The 13,406-nt window shown below is 64.0% G+C and carries 12 protein-coding genes and 1 tRNA gene; 9 read left to right on the top strand and 4 right to left on the bottom strand.

Annotated features, from left to right (window positions below; genetic code table 11):
* Positions 1-250: 250 nt before the first annotated feature.
* Positions 251-511: a styrene oxide isomerase gene (locus tag NKJ72_RS16355; RefSeq protein WP_502895537.1), complete on the top strand. Its 261-nt coding sequence runs from the start codon at positions 251-253 to the stop codon at positions 509-511.
* A 149-nt stretch (positions 512-660) separates the two neighbouring features.
* Here NKJ72_RS16355 and hisN read toward each other — a convergent pair whose 3' ends face one another.
* Positions 661-1,434 (bottom strand): histidinol-phosphatase, encoded by a 774-nt coding sequence (gene hisN / locus NKJ72_RS16350; protein WP_352478202.1) that lies wholly within the window; start codon positions 1,432-1,434, stop codon positions 661-663.
* A gap of 326 nt (positions 1,435-1,760) precedes the next feature.
* Entirely contained in the window at positions 1,761-2,702 is a 942-nt protein-coding gene (locus NKJ72_RS16345; protein WP_352478201.1) for an N-formylglutamate amidohydrolase, read from the bottom strand.
* A gap of 153 nt (positions 2,703-2,855) precedes the next feature.
* Between NKJ72_RS16345 and cpdR the strand changes: the two genes are divergently transcribed.
* The gene (cpdR, locus tag NKJ72_RS16340) at positions 2,856-3,218 is read left to right on the top strand and encodes a cell cycle two-component system response regulator CpdR (protein WP_006199474.1); all 363 of its coding nucleotides are present in this window, start codon (positions 2,856-2,858) and stop codon (positions 3,216-3,218) included.
* 104 nt (positions 3,219-3,322) lie between these two features.
* Positions 3,323-3,397: transfer RNA gene (locus NKJ72_RS16335), tRNA-Val, on the top strand.
* Between the two features lie 91 nt (positions 3,398-3,488).
* Here NKJ72_RS16335 and fcl read toward each other — a convergent pair.
* Positions 3,489-4,451, bottom strand: a complete 963-nt coding sequence (fcl, locus tag NKJ72_RS16330; protein ID WP_352478199.1) for a GDP-L-fucose synthase — start codon at positions 4,449-4,451, stop codon at positions 3,489-3,491.
* 162 nt (positions 4,452-4,613) lie between these two features.
* Positions 4,614-5,768, bottom strand: a complete 1,155-nt coding sequence (locus NKJ72_RS16325; protein WP_352478197.1) for a dihydrodipicolinate synthase family protein — start codon at positions 5,766-5,768, stop codon at positions 4,614-4,616.
* Positions 5,769-6,012: 244 nt separating this feature from the next.
* On the opposite strand from NKJ72_RS16325, the gene NKJ72_RS16320 reads away from it, so the two are divergent.
* The 6 genes from NKJ72_RS16320 to NKJ72_RS16295 are packed head-to-tail and all read left to right on the top strand — an operon-like array spanning position 6,013 to position 13,289.
* On the top strand, positions 6,013-7,068 hold the full coding sequence (locus tag NKJ72_RS16320) for a LacI family DNA-binding transcriptional regulator (protein WP_352478195.1): 1,056 nt from the start codon (positions 6,013-6,015) through the stop codon (positions 7,066-7,068).
* Positions 7,065-8,081, top strand: a complete 1,017-nt coding sequence (locus NKJ72_RS16315; RefSeq protein WP_352478193.1) for a Gfo/Idh/MocA family protein — start codon at positions 7,065-7,067, stop codon at positions 8,079-8,081. The genes NKJ72_RS16320 and NKJ72_RS16315 overlap by 4 nt, the downstream gene beginning before the upstream one ends.
* Positions 8,078-9,679, top strand: coding sequence for an acyl CoA:acetate/3-ketoacid CoA transferase (locus tag NKJ72_RS16310; RefSeq protein ID WP_352478191.1), 1,602 nt, complete (start codon positions 8,078-8,080; stop codon positions 9,677-9,679). The genes NKJ72_RS16315 and NKJ72_RS16310 overlap by 4 nt, the downstream gene beginning before the upstream one ends.
* On the top strand, positions 9,672-10,448 hold the full coding sequence (locus tag NKJ72_RS16305) for an enoyl-CoA hydratase/isomerase family protein (RefSeq protein ID WP_352478190.1): 777 nt from the start codon (positions 9,672-9,674) through the stop codon (positions 10,446-10,448). The genes NKJ72_RS16310 and NKJ72_RS16305 overlap by 8 nt, the downstream gene beginning before the upstream one ends.
* 15 nt (positions 10,449-10,463) lie before the next feature.
* Positions 10,464-11,975 (top strand): aldehyde dehydrogenase family protein, encoded by a 1,512-nt coding sequence (locus tag NKJ72_RS16300; protein WP_352478188.1) that lies wholly within the window; start codon positions 10,464-10,466, stop codon positions 11,973-11,975.
* A 60-nt stretch (positions 11,976-12,035) separates the two neighbouring features.
* A complete protein-coding gene (locus NKJ72_RS16295) occupies positions 12,036-13,289 on the top strand; it encodes an ABC transporter substrate-binding protein (RefSeq protein WP_254816907.1) in 1,254 nt (417 codons plus the stop codon).
* Positions 13,290-13,406: the final 117 nt, after the last annotated feature.

Genomic DNA, 13,406 nt, shown 5'->3' with positions numbered 1-13,406 from the left:
AGCGCTAGCTTGCTGCCAAAGAGGTTGGAGGCCATTCGCCGGGAGAAAAACGACCATGAACGCATCGAACACGCTGTCACGTCAGGGGCATCGGCTACTGCAGATTGGCGTCGCGCTGCTGCTGTTTTCGTCATTCGAAGGGTTGCAATACCGTATCTCGCCGCACCGCGGCTCGGACTGTCCGCGCACACGCTCGGCGCCCTGGAGGGCGTTCTCTTGCTGGCGCTAGGCCTCACATGGTCTAGGCTCAATCTCGGCGCGGCGACGTCGCGGATTGCATTGGCTGCTGATCTATTCGGCTTTGGCGATCCTGGCCGCCTACGTGATCGCCAGCGCCTGGGCGGCCGGCAACGAGACTATGCCGTTAGCGGCCGGAGCCTTCCACGGAAGTGCCCTTCAGGAAGCAGTGATCAAAGGTGTGGCGTATTCGTCCGCGCCGACCGGCCTCATCTCTTTCGTGCTCATTTTGTGGGGCCTGCGTCTCTCGGATGCTTGGCCTGCCGATAGCTAATGCATGTCGCGCAAAAGTGCGCAGCGGTTGTGCGATAACGACATACAAAAAATGCGAGCGCGCGCCATTCAACGCGCGACGCACTTTGGAACCGTACCGCGGTTTCCGTCGGATTTGCGCAAAAACCAGACGCGTGGGTGCACGGATGCCTAGCCGCGCAGCGCCGCCATCGCCGCCGCGTGCAGTTCCGGTGTCGCCGCCGCCAGGATGTCGCCGCCGTTTTCCGCCGGCCCGCCTTCGAAGGTGGTGACAACGCCGCCTGCCTTCTCGATGATCGGGATCAGCGCGACGATGTCGTAGGGTTTCAATCCGGGATCGGCGACGATATCGACGCTGCCCGCGGCCACCATGGCGAAGGCATAGCAGTCGGTGCCGTAACGGGCGAGCTGGACCTGCTTCTCGAATACGTCGTAGCGCAGGCGCGCGTCTCCCTTGAACAGCGCCGGCGTGGTGGTGAACAGCGTCGCCTCGGCGAGATTCGTCGTCTTGCGCGTGGCGAGTTTTCGCGGGCCACCGGGACCTTCATAATGCGAGCCGGAGGCATTGGCGTAGAACAGCTCGCCGGTGAAGGGCTGCGACATCATGCCGGCGACGGCATCGCCGTCGACCGTCAGCCCGACCAGTGTTCCCCATACCGGCAGGCCGGAAATGAAGGCGCGCGTTCCATCAATCGGATCGATCACCCAGACATGCCGGCTGGAGATGTTTTCACTGCCATGCTCCTCGCCGAGGATGCCGTGATCGGGGTATTGCGCGTTGATCAGCGCCCGGATGGCCCGCTCGGCCTCGCGGTCGGCCTCGGTGACGGGGTCGAAGCTGCCGCGCTCCTTGTTGGTGACCGCGCCCTGATTGCGGAAGCGCGGCAAGGTCTCGGCCGCGGCGGCATGCGCAACGCGCCGCATGAACTCGATGCTGACGTCCAACTGATTCTCCCGCTCCAGCATGTTTGAGATGCCCGTTAGCCCACGGTTTTATGCCGAAACAAGGGCGTTCGGAGCCTTTCGCTGGACGCTAACTGTTGCTCGAATGCAACGCAATCATCGTGGAAATGCAATTTCCACTTCACAGTGAATTAAAAAAGCCGGAACGCGCCTTGACATTTGTGCAGCGCACAATACGTTTGTTCTCGGACAGCGTTCCTGTCCATGCCCTCCTTGGGCGTTTCCTCCCTAGACTTCGACCGTGTCGTGCAAACGATGCGGTCTTTTTTTATGCCGCCGCATGAGCGGCGAGTGCCGCGATTCCGGCGCTATTCTGCGGCCAGAGGCAGATCCATGAAATTGTGATCGGGCATCGCCATCAGTTCGGCTGAAAACCGCGCCAGATCGTCCGCCAGGGCGTCGAAACCAGATGATCTCTGGAACGTCCGCTCATTCATGTAGAGCCCGCGATTGACCTCGATCTGCAGCGCATGCAGATGGCGCACCGGGCGGCCATAGTGCTCCGTGATGAAGCCTCCGGCATAGGGCTTGTTGTGGGCGACGCTGTAGCCCATGCCGGTGAGCAGGCCGATCGCGGTTTCGGTCAACGCCGCCGCGGCCGAGATGCCGAAACGGTCGCCGACGATGAAATCCGGCCGCAATCCGCTGTCGCCGACCCTTATGCTTGCCGGCATCGAGTGGCAGTCAATCAGCACGGCATAGCCGAAGCGCGCATGGGTTCTGGTCAAGAGCCGTTTCAGCGTCTCGTGATAGGGCTTGTAGACCGCTTCGATGCGCGCCACGGCTTCCGCCAGCGGCAAGCGGCCGGAATAGATATCGAGCCCCTCGCCTACAAGCCTGGGCACGGTGCCGAGTCCGCCGGCCACCCGCGCTGAGCGGATGTTGCAGAATGACGGCACCGGTTCGGCGAACATGCGCGGGTCGAGTTCCCACGGCTCCCGGTTGACGTCGAGATAGGCACGCGGGAAGTTTGCCGCCAGCATCGGCGCCCCTAGCGCGACGGCACCGCCGAACAATTCCTCGACATAGCAGTCCTCGGAGCGACGGATCGCGTTGCGGTCCAGCTTGGCCATCGCCATGAACCGGTCCGGATAGTAGCGGCCGCTATGCGGCGAGTTGAAGAGGAAGGGAACGCGCTGTTCGGCGCCCGATCGGATTTCGAAGGGTGGAACGACCGAAAAATCCTCGGCTGCCGTTTTCAATTTGAACGAACCCGGGAATACCAATGCATCATGATAGGAAAGTGCCACCTCGCCGCTCGCATGTCCAGCCGCCGAAGCGCCAGCCAAATCAGGATTGTGCGCCCAACGTTCACTTGATGTTTACCGTCACCTCCTCATATACAGCATGGTTAACGGGCTTGCCGCACGGCATTGTCGGTTGGGTGATTCGGACGGGACAAGATGGCACGCATTCTGCTGGCGGAAGACGACGACGACATGCGCCGGTTCCTCGTCAAGGCGCTGGAGCGCGCCGGTTATCAGGTCAGCGATTTCGACAATGGCGCCAGTGCCTATGAGCGGCTGCGCGAGGAGCCTTTTTCGCTGCTTTTGACCGACATCGTCATGCCCGAGATGGATGGCATCGAGCTCGCCCGTCGCGCCACCGAGATCGATCCTGACCTCAAGGTGATGTTCATCACCGGCTTCGCCGCCGTCGCCCTGAACCCTGACTCCAAGGCGCCGAAAGACGCCAAGGTGCTATCGAAGCCGTTCCACCTGCGCGACCTCGTCAACGAAGTCGAAAAGATGCTGCAGGCCGCCTGACGCGCTTTTTGTCGCGTCTTGACCGACGCCGCAAGCCAGCCATTCTTTCCCCTTTCCCGCTATTGACGTGCAGAACCAAAAATGGTGTATGCGCGGCTTCGGATGGGCGTGTAGCTCAGCGGGAGAGCACTGCATTGACATTGCAGGGGTCACAGGTTCAATCCCTGTCACGCCCACCATCCAGACAATCCCTCGATTGGCCGTCGGTATTTTCATCGGCTGTCGTTCTCAGCCTCATCCAATCCTGATGCCGAGCTCGCCAATTCAGCTTCAGGCCGCGCCGAGGCGGAGATCGCCGGTCTCGACGTGCTGGAGAAACCACGCATAGGTCTGTTCCAATCCGCTGCGCAGCGAGTAGCGCGGGCGCCAGCCGGTGGCGAACAGACGCGATACGTCCATCAGCTTGCGCGGCGTGCCGTCCGGCTTCGTCGCATCGAATGTTATTGCGGCATCGGCGCCGGCGACCGACACGATGGTGCGGGCAAGGTCGGCAATGGTGATGTCTTCCCCCGAGCCGACATTGATGTGGCTGTCGCCCGAATAATTCTTCAGCAGCCAGACCAGCGCGTCGGCGGCGTCGTCGACATGCAGGAATTCACGCATCGGCGTGCCTGATCCCCACACCTCCAGGCTCTTGCGGCCGGCGCGCTTGGCCTCGTGCGCCTTGCGCATCAGAGCGGGCACGACATGGCTGGAATTGAGGTCGAAATTGTCGCCCGGACCGTAGAGATTGGTCGGCATCGCCGAGATGTAGTCGACGCCGTACTGGCGCCGATATGCCTGACACAGTTTCAGCCCGGCGATCTTGGCGATCGCATACCATTCGTTGGTGGGCTCGAGCGGCCCGGTCAGCAAGGCGTCCTCGGAGATCGGCTGCGCGGCGAATTTGGGATAGATGCAGGATGAACCAAGAAACAGCAGCTTCTGCACCTCGTTGTGGAAGGCGCTGTCGATGACATTGTTCTGCATGACGAGATTGTCCTGCAGAAAATCGACCGGAAGCCTGTTGTTGGCCAGGATACCGCCAACCTTGGCCGCCGCCATCACCACTGCATCCGGCTTGCGGTCGGCCATCCAGCGCCGCACGCCGGCCTGGTCGAGAAGATCGAGCTCGGCGCGCGAGGCGGTCAGGAGCTCGCAATCCTCGTCGGCCAATCGGCGCAGGATAGCCGAGCCGACCATGCCGCGATGTCCGGCCACGAAAACACGCTTGCCCTGAAGGTCGAAGGTCATCAGCTTACCCCAATGCAGAACGGCAGCTATGCCAGTTGGCCGGCGGAGCGCCGGATCGGCTTCTCTGTTGCCGGACGCATACCGCATACAGATTTGCCCAGACAAGGCAAATCGCAAAGCCACCCGATGCAACCTTTGGATCGGACGCTGTAGCGCTCGCGATCAGACGCCCGCTACCGCGCAGAGGCTTGTCATTCTGGCAATGGCAAGCTCGGGGTCGGCCAGCAACCCTGCCTGGTCGGCAAGGCGAAAGACATCGGAATAGTGGCGGATGCCGCGCGCCGATTGCATGCCGCCGATCATCGAAAAATGCTCCTGGTGGCCGTTCAGCCATGCCATGAAGACGATGCCGGCCTTGTAATATTCGGTCGGCGCCTCGAAGATTTTGCGCGACAGCGGCACTGTCGGCGCCATCAGCGTGTCATAGCCGGCGCGGTCGCCGTCGGCCAGCTTTGCCAGCGCTGCATTGGCGACCGGCGCGATCGCATCGAAAATGCCGAGCAGCGCGTGCGAATGTCTGTCGCCGTCGCCGGCGATCAGCTCGGGGTAATTGAAGTCGTCGCCGGTGAACATCACCACGCCCTCGGGCAGCCGGTCCCTGAGCGCGATCTCCTTGCCGGCATCGAGCATCGATATCTTTATGCCCTCGACGGTGCCGGCGTGACGTTCGATGATCGCGATCACCGTCTCGAGCGCAGTTTCGAAATCGCTGCTGCCCCAATAGCCTTTCAGCGCCGGGTCGAACATGTCGCCCAGCCAGTGCAGGATGACCTTGCCGGATGCCTGGGACAGGATGCGGTCGTAGACGCTGGCATAATCGTCGGGGCCTTTGGCGATCGCCGCAAGCGGGCGGCTGGCCATCATGATCACCTTGCCGCCAAGCCCTTCGATGAACCCGAACTGCTCCTCGTAGGCCGCGATGACATCGTCGAGCGTGCTCGCCGCCCCCGCCGTCAGATGGTCGGTGCCTGCGCCTGACGCGAGAGCGGCGCCCTCGACGCTCCGCGCCTCGGCGATCGAGCGGCGGATCAATTCCCTGGCATTTACCCAGTCGAAGCCCATGCCGCGCTGCGCGGTATCCATCGCTTCGGCGACACGGAAGCCGAGCCGCCAGAGGTGATGGCGAAACGCCATCGTCTTGTCCCAGTCGACCGCCGGCCTCGACCATGGATTGGTCATGGCGAAAGGATCGGCGACGACGTGGGCCGCGGCGTAGGCGATACGCGAGAACCGCGCGCCGGCCACAGGCTGCACCGGCTGGCCGATAAGCCGGTAGAGGATGCGGCCGCCGCCTTCCCCGGGCAAGGTGATGTCCATGGCTTTCTCCTTCCCAGCGCCTATTAAGTGGAACGTTCCAATAAATCAAGAGACTTTGCCGCCCTGCCTCGCGCAACTCAAATTGCTGCATCGCAGCAGGTGAAAGCCGTGCTTAGTGGACGATTGTGCCCACTGAGCCGCATTTTTCTCGGGTTCGCAAAAACACGATTGACTCAAATGCCTCGCAGAGATTAGATCGTTCCAATAAAAATCGCATAAGAAACCTCCGGGAGGACAGATCTGGATGGCCAGCCGGGCCAAGGCAACGATACTCGACATCGCCCGTGAGGCGGGCGTGTCCAAATCGACGGTATCGCTGGTGTTGCAAGGCAGCCGGCTGATCCGGCCTGAGACCGCGCTCAAGGTGCGCAAGGCGATCGAGGATGTCGGCTATGTCTACAACCGCGGCGCCGCCAATCTGCGCAAGGCCCATTCCAACGTCATCGGCATGGTCATCAACGATCTTACCAATCCGTTTTTCGCCGAGATGGCGGTCGGCATGGAGCGCGTCTTCCAGTCGGCCGGGATCGTGCCTTTCATCGCCAACACGGCGGAGAGCCCGGTGCGCCAGGAAGAGGTTCTGAAATCGCTGATGGAGCAGGGTGTCGCCGGGCTCGTCGTGTCGCCGGCGCGCGGCACCACGCCGGGCGCGTTCCGCCGCCTTGAGACCGCAGGCGTTCCGGTCGTTTTCGTCATGCGCCGCCTCCCCGAAAGCCGCATCCCGGTGATCACGCCCGACAATCATCGCGGCGCCTATCTTGCCACCGCCCATCTGATCGGCAAGGGCCACTGCCGGCTGGCCTTCTTCGGCGGCTCGTCCGACCTTGTCGTCTACCACGAGCGGCTGGGCGGCTTTCGCGCGGCCTGTGAAGCGCTCGGCATCGCACCAGCCGACAGGCTGGTCTTTGAGGGCGAAACCAGCCGCAAGGGCGGCATAGCCTGCCTGGAAACCGCGCTCGCCATGGCCGCGCCGCCGACCGCGGCCCTTTGCTTCAACGATGCGGTCGCCTTCGGCGTCTTGCTGGCGCTGCGCAAGCGCGGCCTGGAACCCGGCGCGGACTTTGCCGTCGTCGGCTTCGACGACGTCGCCGAGGCCGAGCACTACATGCCGGCGCTGACCAGCGTCGCGGTGAACACCGCCGGCCTCGGCGAGCGCGCCGCCCATGTCGTGCTGAAGATGATCCAATCGCGCACCACGCGCGCCGAGGATCATATCGGCGCCGTCAACCTCGTGGTCAGGGAAAGCTGCGGCCCCGATCGCAAGGAGCATGGCTGCGCAGGAATGGGAGACGCGGCATGACCGTCAGTTGGGGGCTGATCGGCGCCAGCACGATCGCAAGACAGTTCATGATCGGCGCCATCCGCGCGCGGCCGGACGGCGAGATCGCCGCAGTGATGAGCTCCAGCCCGGAGCGCGCCGCCACCTACGCTCGGGAAAACCGCATTCCGGCGGCGGTCTCGACGCTTGATGAATTGCTCGGCTCCGACATCGACGCCGTCTACATCTCGACCACCAACGAATTGCATCTCGAACAGGCACTCGCCGCCATTGAGGCGGGAAAGCATGTGCTTTGCGAAAAGCCGCTGGCGCTGACCAGCGCCGACGCCCGCAAGATGGTCGCGGCGGCCAGGGCCGCCGGCGTCGTGCTCGGCACCAATCACCATCTGCGCAATGCGGGCTCGCATCGGGCGATGCGCGAAGCGATCGCTGCCGGCCGCATCGGCAGACCGATCGCCGCGCGCGTCTTCCACTCCGTCTATCTGCCGGAAAACCTGCAGGGCTGGCGCATCACCAGGCCGGACGCCGGCGGCGGCGTGGTGCTCGACATCACCGTCCACGATGCCGACACGCTGCGCTTCGTGCTCGGCGACGATCCCGTCGAGATCTCGGCGTTCACGCAATCGGCCGGCATGGCCGCCTGCGGGCTGGAAGACGGCGCCATGTGCCTCTGGCGCTTCGCATCGGGCGTCATCGCCCAGTCGCATGAGGGCTTCACCACCAGATTCGCCGGCACCGGCTTCGAGGTGCATGGCAGCGAAGGCTCGCTGATCGCCAGGGATGTGATGACGCAGAAGCCGGTCGGCTCGGTGTTGCTGCGCACGGCACAGGGCGAGGAGGAATTGAGCTTCGACCGCGAAGATCTCTATGCCCGTTCGCTGCGCCAATTCCACGCGGCGATCCGTGGCGAGGGCCAGCCTTCCGCCACCGGCGAAGACGGCGTCTGGTCGCTGACATCAGCCGAAGCGGCATTGCAATCGGCCAGGTCCGGCAAGGCCGTTGCCATCGACCCGAAGCTCGGGAGTGCTGGATGAGCAAGCTCGTGTCCGCGGCTGAGGCTGCCGGCCTGATCAGGGATGGCGTGGTCGTTTCCGTGTCGTCGTCGAGCGGCCTCGGCTGCCCGGATGCGGTGCTTGCCGCGATCGGCGAGCGCTTCGACGCCGAAGGCCATCCCAAGGACATCACGACGCTGCACCCGATCGCCGCCGGTGACATGTACGGCATCAAGGGCATCGATCACTTAGCCAAGCCCGGCCTGTTGAAGCGCACTTTGTGCGGTTCCTATCCTTCCGGGCCGTCATCTTCCGAACCACCGCAGATCTGGAAGATGATCGGCGACAATTCGGTCGCTGCTTACAACGTGCCGTCCGGCATCCTGTTCGACATGCATCGCGAAGCCGCCGCCAAGCGTCCCGGCGTGCTGACCAAGGTCGGGCTCGACACCTTCGCCGACCCGCGCCACCAGGGCTGCGCCATGAATGCTGCCGCCAGCGAGCCGATCGTTTCGGTGCAGCAGTTCGATGGCGAGGAGTGGCTCTATTTCCGCGCGATCGTGCCGCAGGTCGCGGTCATTCGCGCCACCACCGCCGACGAGCGCGGCAACCTCACCTATGAGCATGAAGGTGCCTATCTCGGCGGCCTCGAACAGGCGCTGGCCGCCCGCAACAATGGCGGTATCGTCATCGCGCAGGTCAAGCGCGTCGTCGAGAACGGCACGCTGAAGCCACACGATGTGCGCGTGCCCGCCGTGCTGGTCGATCATATTGTCGTGGCGCCCGACCAGTTGCAGACGACGCTGACGCCCTACGATCCGGCCATCTCCGGCGAGATTTTCCGGCCGCTGTCGAGCTTTCGCAACGCCGAGATGAACGTCCAGAAGGTCATCGCCCGCCGCGTCGCCATGGAGCTTGCCGACGGCATGGCGGTCAATATCGGCTTCGGCATCTCGGCCAATGTGCCGCGTATCCTGATCGAGGAAGGCCAGCACGGCAAGGTCACCTGGGTCATCGAACAGGGGGCGGTCGGCGGCGTGCCGCTGCTCGACTTCAAGTTCGGCTGCTCGTCCAATGCCGACGCCTTCATGCCCTCTCCGCACCAGTTCATCTATTTCCAGGCCGGTGGCTTTGACGCCTCGCTGCTGTCCTTCCTGCAGATCGACCGCCACGGCTCTGTCAACGTCTCGAAGCTTTCGGCGCGGCCCCACGTCACCGCCGGCGCCGGCGGCTTCGTCGACATCACCGCGCGAGCGAAGAAGATCGTCTTTTCCGGTTTCTTCAACGCCGGTGCCAAGCTGTCGCTTGCTGATGGCGGCATCCGCATCGACCAGGAGGGCAAGGTCAAGAAAGTCGTCGGCGAAGTCGAGCATATCTCCTTCTCGGGCAAGCGTGCCGTCGCGCAGGGGCAGGACATCACCTATGTCACCGAGCGCTGCGTGATGAAGCTGACGCCGGCGGGGCTGATGGTGACGGAGCTGGCGCCGGGCATCGACCTCGAGCGCGATGTGCTGGCGCAGGCCGAGATCCCGCTCGCCGTCGCCAACGACCTGAAAATCACACCGGATGCGCTCTACCGGGACCGGCCGATCGGCCTGTCGCTCAATGGCGGCGCCTCGCTTGGAGGCGCCCATGGCTGAGCGCCTCGTCACCTTTGAAACCGACGGCGCCATCGGCACAATCACGCTGCGCCGGCCGGAGAAATTCAACGCCCTCGACATCCCGATGCTGCGAGCGTTGGAAGCAGCACTCGACGAAGCCGAGGCGGCGGACGGCATCCGCGTCGTGCTGATCTGCGGCGAAGGCAAGGGCTTTTGCGCCGGCGGCGACGTCGAGGCATGGGCAGAAATGAGCGCCGCCGATTTCCAGGTGCAATGGGTGCGCTACGGCCACCGCGTCTTTGATCGGCTGGCGCGGCTGCGGCAGCCGACGATCGCCGTGCTTGCCGGCCATGCGCTGGGCGGCGGGCTGGAACTGGCGGCGGCTGCAGACTTCCGCGTGGCGGAAACACAGGTGAAGCTGGGGTTCCCCGAAACCTCGATCGGCGTCGTTCCCGGCTGGTCCGGCACCCAGCGCGCCGTGCGCCGCTTCGGCGCGCAGGCAGTGCGGCGGATGGCGCTCGGCGGCGAAGTGTTTCTGGCTACCGAGGCTCTTGCTCTGGGGATTGTCGACCGGGTGGTCGAGACCGGTAAGGCGTTCGCCGAAGCCAAGGCCTGGGCCGGCAAGATCGCCGAGCGCGGCCCGCTCGCGACCGAAGCCGCCAAGCTGATGATTGCCATCGCGGAGGGCGAAGAGAGTGCTGCCGCGACCGAAGCGCTGGCCAGCGGCTTCATCGCGCTGACAAGCGATCTCAGGACCGGCGTCGAGGCTTTCAGCGCCAAGCAGAAACCGGCGTTCTCAAGATCTTAGGAACCTGAAACTCACATGAACGCACCTCTCAACATCGCCATGCCCGCCGAGGCAGCCGCAGCGCCGAAAAGCTACCGGCTGCTGATCGGCGGCAAGTTCGTCGATGCCCAGGACGGCCGCACGCTGGAGCGCCGCAGCCCCGGCCACGGCTTCACCGTCTCGCGCTATGCACAGGCCGGCGCGGCGGACGTCGAGACGGCGGTACAGGTTGCCCACAAGGCCTTCGAGACCGGCCCCTGGCCGCGCATGAAGGCCGCCGAACGCGCCGCGATCCTGCTCAAGGCTGCTGACCTGATCGAGGCGCGGCTGGACGAGATTGCCCGGCTCGACGTGCTGGAATCCGGCAAGCCGATTGCCCAAGCGCGCGGCGAGATCGGCGGCGCCGTCGACATCTGGCGCTATGCCGCGGCACTTGCCCGCACGCTTCACGGCGAAAGCTACGCCAATCTCGGCGACGCCATGCTCGGCGTCGTGCTGCGCGAACCGATCGGCGTCGTCTCCATCATCACGCCGTGGAATTTCCCGTTCCTTATCGTCAGCCAGAAACTGCCCTTCGCGCTCGCCGCCGGCTGCACGGCGGTGATCAAGCCGAGCGAGATGACCTCGGCCTCGACTTTCGTGCTCGGCGAGATCCTGATGCAGGCCGGCCTGCCGGATGGCGTCGTCAACATCCTTGCCGGTCTGGGCGCCGATGTCGGCGCACCGATGGTCAGCCACCCGCTGGTCGAGATGGTGTCGTTCACCGGCTCCACCCGGGTCGGTAGGATGACCATGGCCTCTGCTGCCAACTCGCTGAAGAAAGTCTCGATGGAACTCGGCGGCAAGAACGGCCAGCTTGTCTTTCCCGATGCCGACCTCGAAGCCGCTGCTGACGCGGCGGTATTCGGCGGCTTCTTCAACGCCGGCGAATGCTGCAATGCCGGCAGCCGGCTAATCGTCCATGAGGCGATCGCCGACGACTTCCTCGGCGCCGTCAAAGCACTTACTGCCAAGATGGTTGTCGGCGACCCGCTCGACGACCGCACCAAGGTCGGCGCGATGATCTCCGCCGACCATGTGGCCAAGGTCACCGGCTACGTGACGGCAGCGGAAAACGACGGTTGCCGGATCTATTGCGGCGGCAAGCAGCGTGCTTCAAGCGCCGGCCAGTACCTTGATCCGACAATCGTTCGCGACGTCACCGAAGACATGGCCATTGCGCGCGAGGAAGTGTTCGGGCCGGTGCTCTCGGTGCTGACTTTTGAATCGATTGAAAGGGCGTTGCGCATCGCCAACAACACGCCCTATGGTCTGTCGGCCGGCGTGTGGAGCGCCAGCATCGATACCTGCATGTCGGTGGCGCGGAATGTGCGTTCGGGAACCGTTTGGGTGAACACGTTCATGGAAGGTTATCCCGAACTGCCTTTCGGCGGCTACAAGCAGTCCGGTCTGGGACGCGAACTCGGCAAGCGCGCCGTCGAGGATTATACCGAGGAAAAGACAATCCAGTTTCATCGCGGCCAGCGCACCGGATGGTGGGTCGGCTGAGTTGGGAAGAACCCGGTGGCCATCCGCCGGTCGTTGTAAGTTCAACAAGGGAGGAAGTACATGTTGCGCAAACTGCTTATCGGGACGGCTCTCGCAGCGGGCGTTGCGTTCGCGGCCCATGCCGAGGACGTCAAGGAAGTCCAGATGCTGCATTGGTGGACGTCGGGCGGCGAAGCTGCCGCTCTGAACGTGCTCAAGCAGGATCTGGCCAAGGAAGGCTTTGCCTGGAAGGACGTGCCGGTGGCCGGCGGTGGCGGCGACGCCGCCATGACCGCGCTGAAGGCGATGGTGGCGGCCGGCAACTACCCGACCGCCTCGCAGATGCTTGGCTATACCGTGCTCGACTACGCCGCGGCCGGCGTCATGGGCGACCTGACCGAGACGGCGATAAAGGAAGGCTGGGACAAGTCCGTTCCCGCCGCCCTGCAGAAATTCTCCGTCTATGACGGCAAGTGGGTCGCGGCTCCGGTCAACGTCCACTCGGTCAACTGGCTGTGGATCAACAAGGCGGTGATGGACAAGATCGGCGGGACCGAGCCCAAGACCTTCGACGACTTCATCGCGCTGCTCGACAAAGCCAAGGCGGCGGGCGTCATCCCGCTCGCGCTGGGCGGCCAGAACTGGCAGGAAGCGACCATGTTCGACTCGGTCGTGCTGTCGACCGGCGGACCTGAGTTCTACAAGAAGGCCTTCAACGACCTCGACGAGGAATCCCTGAAGTCCGACACGATGAAGAAGTCGTTCGACAATCTCGCCAAGCTCGTCACCTATGTCGACCCGAACTTCTCGGGCCGCGACTGGAACCTCGCCACCGCCATGGTCATCAAGGGCGACGCCTTGGTACAGGTGATGGGCGACTGGGCCAAGGGCGAATTCAACGCCGCCAAGAAGGTCCCGGGCACCGACTTTCTCTGCTATCGCTTCCCGGGCACCGACGGCAGCGTGATCTACAACTCCGACATGTTCGGCATGTTCAAGGTTCCGGAAGACCGCAAGGCCGCCCAGATCGCTCTGGCCACCGCAACTCTGTCGAAGAGCTTCCAGTCGGCCTTCAACGTGGTCAAGGGCTCGGTCCCGGCCCGCACCGACGTGCCGGACACCGACTTCGACGCATGCGGCAAGAAGGGCATGGCCGATTTGAAGGCCGCCAACGAAGGCGGCACCCTGTTCGGCTCGCTGGCGCAAGGCTACGGCGCCCCTCCGGCGGTTGCCAACGCCTACAAGGATGTCGTCTCGAAGTTCGTCCACGGCCAGATCAAGACCTCGGACGAGGCGGTGACCCAACTGGTCAGCGCGATCGAAGACGCCAAGTAAGCACCCGCCCATGTGAACGATCTCCCCGGCGCAAGCCGGGGAGATCCCCTGCGGAGGGGTTTTGCGGTTGCGCTGACCGGCACGCTTCGTGCCGCAGAGGCCGCGACGACAGAATTC

The organism is Mesorhizobium sp. M0045 (genome assembly GCF_040323385.1).
Lineage (GTDB): Bacteria > Pseudomonadota > Alphaproteobacteria > Rhizobiales > Rhizobiaceae > Mesorhizobium.
The sequence above is the reverse complement of the archived record's forward strand: the minus strand, read 5'-3'. Positions and strand labels throughout refer to the sequence as shown.

Bases quoted from the DNA above. Each gene is read 5' to 3' on its own strand.
- cpdR (WP_006199474.1), top strand. From the start codon at position 2,856: ATGGCACGCATTCTGCTGGCGGAAGACGACGACGACATGCGCCGGTTC.
- fcl (WP_352478199.1), bottom strand. From the start codon at position 4,451: ATGACCTTCGACCTTCAGGGCAAGCGTGTTTTCGTGGCCGGACATCGC.
- NKJ72_RS16325 (WP_352478197.1), bottom strand. From the start codon at position 5,768: ATGGACATCACCTTGCCCGGGGAAGGCGGCGGCCGCATCCTCTACCGG.
- NKJ72_RS16320 (WP_352478195.1), top strand. From the start codon at position 6,013: ATGGCCAGCCGGGCCAAGGCAACGATACTCGACATCGCCCGTGAGGCG.
- NKJ72_RS16315 (WP_352478193.1), top strand. From the start codon at position 7,065: ATGACCGTCAGTTGGGGGCTGATCGGCGCCAGCACGATCGCAAGACAG.
- NKJ72_RS16310 (WP_352478191.1), top strand. From the start codon at position 8,078: ATGAGCAAGCTCGTGTCCGCGGCTGAGGCTGCCGGCCTGATCAGGGAT.
- NKJ72_RS16305 (WP_352478190.1), top strand. From the start codon at position 9,672: ATGGCTGAGCGCCTCGTCACCTTTGAAACCGACGGCGCCATCGGCACA.
- NKJ72_RS16300 (WP_352478188.1), top strand. From the start codon at position 10,464: ATGAACGCACCTCTCAACATCGCCATGCCCGCCGAGGCAGCCGCAGCG.
- NKJ72_RS16295 (WP_254816907.1), top strand. From the start codon at position 12,036: ATGTTGCGCAAACTGCTTATCGGGACGGCTCTCGCAGCGGGCGTTGCG.